The 3,050-nt window shown below is 56.7% G+C and carries 4 protein-coding genes; all 4 read right to left on the reverse strand.

Annotated features, from left to right (window positions below):
- Positions 1-170 precede the first annotated feature (170 nt).
- Complete coding sequence (ubiE, locus tag NW820_RS10150; RefSeq protein WP_414407419.1) at positions 171-947, reverse strand: bifunctional demethylmenaquinone methyltransferase/2-methoxy-6-polyprenyl-1,4-benzoquinol methylase UbiE; 777 nt, start codon at positions 945-947, stop codon at positions 171-173.
- A 106-nt stretch (positions 948-1,053) separates the two neighbouring features.
- Complete coding sequence (locus NW820_RS10155) at positions 1,054-1,767, reverse strand: hypothetical protein (protein WP_414407420.1); 714 nt, start codon at positions 1,765-1,767, stop codon at positions 1,054-1,056.
- Positions 1,768-1,914: 147 nt separating this feature from the next.
- Positions 1,915-2,193, reverse strand: a complete 279-nt coding sequence (locus NW820_RS10160) for a hypothetical protein (protein WP_414407421.1) — start codon at positions 2,191-2,193, stop codon at positions 1,915-1,917.
- A gap of 101 nt (positions 2,194-2,294) precedes the next feature.
- Positions 2,295-2,918: a CatB-related O-acetyltransferase gene (locus NW820_RS10165; RefSeq protein WP_414399320.1), complete on the reverse strand. Its 624-nt coding sequence runs from the start codon at positions 2,916-2,918 to the stop codon at positions 2,295-2,297.
- Positions 2,919-3,050: the final 132 nt, after the last annotated feature.

Here is a 3,050-nt window from a genome sequence, read left to right on the forward strand (position 1 = left end):
AGCAAACCAGCAAGGTGGGGAGGCAACGAGCGCCTCTCGCAGGATCGTTATGTCGCTGCTCCCTAGCCTCTCATCGCGCCAGCGGGCCGGAGTCCTTTCGCGCCAGCGGGACGGAGTCCTTAAACGAGACCCTGTCGATCTAGGCCCCTGGATCCCGCTCTGGACAAGGGTTATAATCGGCGGGAGTCGCTTCCCTTCGGGGAAGTGGAATTAGTGGAATTAATGGAAACAATACGAAACTTCTCAATCACCAGTACCCCCATCATGCCCCACGCTAGGGGGTAGAACTTGGCACTGGCAAACCCTGCCTGCAGGGCCATTTGTCGTTGCTCTTCTCCAGAGGGAAAGCGATCTAGGCTGGGATCAATGTAGGCATATTCGGATCCCAGTCCCAAAGTTTTGGCCTGGGCAACCACCTGAGTGTTCAAGTACCAGCGCTGAAATTGTTCGCAAAGAGGGATCCCTGTGGGGCGGTGAAAATCCAAAATGGCGGCACGACGTCCTGGCTTCAGTACTCGCCTAATCTCTCGCAAGGCTTGGGGAATATCGGTTACATTGCGCAAGCCGTAGCCCATGGTAATGGCATCGAAGCTACTGTCGGGAAAAGGTAAGGCCAAGGCATCTCCCAAAACCCACTCCAGGGAGTAGCCAGGGAAGAGCCGGGAGCGACGCCGGGCAATCGCCAGCATGGCGGGAGAGAAATCTAGGCCCACCACATGTCCCCTTCGTCCTACTCGGCGGGCCAACTGCAGAGCCAGATCACCGGTTCCACAGCACAGATCCAGCACATATCCTCCTGAGCTGGCGCCCGACCAACGCACGGCCATACGCTTCCAAACCTGATGGAGGCCCAGGCTCAAGGTTTGGTTGAGGGAGTCATAGTGGGGAGCAATGCGGTCAAAAAGCGCTCGGATTTCCTCAGGCTGTTCAAAGGTTGGGCTAGGCACCTCTTCTCAACTCCACCTCATGTTCCCCGTACAAACTTTGTTGCTCCTGTTGCTCCGCAACGCTACGTGACCGGATCTGTGGTCTGAAGCTAAAGGAAGAGGGGTGTTACGGCGGCACTGGGATCCCACTGGCTCCCACTCGGTGGCGGCGGCTGGGGTAATCAGCCAAACTCAGGGACAGGGATCGGGATCCGGCTAGGCTCGAGGCTGGGATGCGGATGGTTCCCTGGAAGACTTGGCTATTGGGGGGCAGCTCCCCCGGCAAACCCTGGGTGAGCGCGTTGATTGACCGTCCATTGTCGTCAGTAATGTTCAGGAAGCTATAGAGAAAGCGCACCGTCTCTGCCGAGTTGTTTTGCATAGCTACATTCAGAACCACTTGGCTTCCCTCGCGACGAACCGAAAGCACCTGCATAGAGACCTGTCCACCGGCGGCAATTGGTAGGGGGGGCGGAGGTGGTGTGGGCGCCGGCGGGGCAGGAACTCCGTCCTGCTGACGCGGACGGGGAGGTGGAGGAGATGGAGTGGCGGGGCGAGGAGTTGGCGACGGGGCCGCCGCCAATTCAGGAGACAATCTGGGGGTGGGTGTTGGAGTGGGAGTTGCAACCGGCGTGGGTGCTGGGGTAAAGAGGGGGGTGGGAGTTGGGGACGGACGAAGGCTGGCTTCGGCTGCTGCAATTACCTCAGCCTCGTTCAGCAAAGGCACAGTACGGGGATCCCGAACTTCGCGGGAAGGAGAAGCCCGACCGGCGCCGGTGACGGGAGAAGAAACCCCCGATAGAGCTCGCTGACCAAATAGGTAGCCCAGACAAGCGCTCAACACCGTTGTGAAGAGAAATGCGCTCGTCCAAAACAGCACCCCCGAGAATGTGGAGGCGAACTCCTGAGACGGTTTGGCCGGCCTACGCAAAGGCTGTTAACTCCTGCTGCTAGTTCGCTTTCCTATGATACGAAAGTGACAGAGAAGCTAGGGGTTCTCGACCGGGGCAGAGTTTTTGCGTTGTTGCTCATGGGCCTGTAGCGGGGCGCTGTCTAAGTTGGGCAGCCGCTCCCCCAGCCACCAACCCGGATCTTCCCAGCTCAGGGATCCCAGCCATTTCCCGGCCCGATCTGCCAAGACCAAGCCCAACAAAACGGGAGCAGTGGTGATCCCCAGCGCTAGGCTGAGCCAGAGCGGTTGAGGAGATCGAAAAGAGGCCGAAGCAGCCTTTTGTTCAGGCGGAGATATTGGCTTGGGATCTGTCATGGTCGAGCTTTTGAGCCTGAAGTACAGTCAGGTTATTCGAGATTGTTTTTTCAAGCGTAACCAACTCTCATCTTAGCCTGCGGGGAATTTCTCAAGTAGTTTCAAACAGCAAGAAGGCTTTGCTTGATCTGAGAAAGCCCTGACATTGCTTCCTGATCTAGTGGCCGACAGAGAAGAGGTGCTGCCTGGCGTATGGCTTCAAGGGGCCAATCCCACCAAGCAAGTTGGATAAGCCACTCGATCACTTCAGGTGCAAAACGGTAGCGAACCACCCTCGCTGGCACGCCCGCAACAATGGCATAAGGGGGGACATCTCGAGTTACCACAGCACCCATTCCAACAACTGCTCCATTTCCAATGGTTACCCCCGAGCGAATCTTAGCGCCATAGCCAATCCAAACATCATGGCCAACAACAATATCTCCGCGAGTTACAGGGTGCCCTTTCAAAGCACGAAGCTCTCGCCAGGAATCAGGTAAATGGGTGAAAGGGTAAGTAGTAACCCAGTCAGTATGGTGCTCGTACCCTACGAAAAAATGCACCCCTCCTGCAATCGAAGTGCAACGTCCAATCTTGACGCGGGATGACTCTCCCATCCAATGAAGGAAAAACTCATATCCGTAGCTTAGGGAGCCAATCGTGAGCAGAGGAAAAGGCTCTAAACCGGCGTGAGCAAAATAGGTTTTCTCTTCCAGCTGGGCAGCGTGCTCGATTCGGATGGGCATAGAGATTCAGCCTCAGGATTGACCGGGTACCACTCGGCTGAGGACTTCAGCAGGCTGTTGTCGAGGTTAGACTCAAACGTCAGTGGATTTCCAGCGTAATGTCGATTGTGCTGATCTGTGGCCCTGTGCGCT

It is taken from the genome of Synechococcus sp. R55.7, from assembly GCF_047461955.1.
In the GTDB taxonomy this organism is placed as follows: Bacteria; Cyanobacteriota; Cyanobacteriia; order Thermostichales; family Thermostichaceae; genus Thermostichus.

Bases quoted from the DNA above. Each gene is read 5' to 3' on its own strand.
- NW820_RS10160 (WP_414407421.1), bottom strand. From the start codon at position 2,193: ATGACAGATCCCAAGCCAATATCTCCGCCTGAACAAAAGGCTGCTTCG.
- NW820_RS10165 (WP_414399320.1), bottom strand. From the start codon at position 2,918: ATGCCCATCCGAATCGAGCACGCTGCCCAGCTGGAAGAGAAAACCTAT.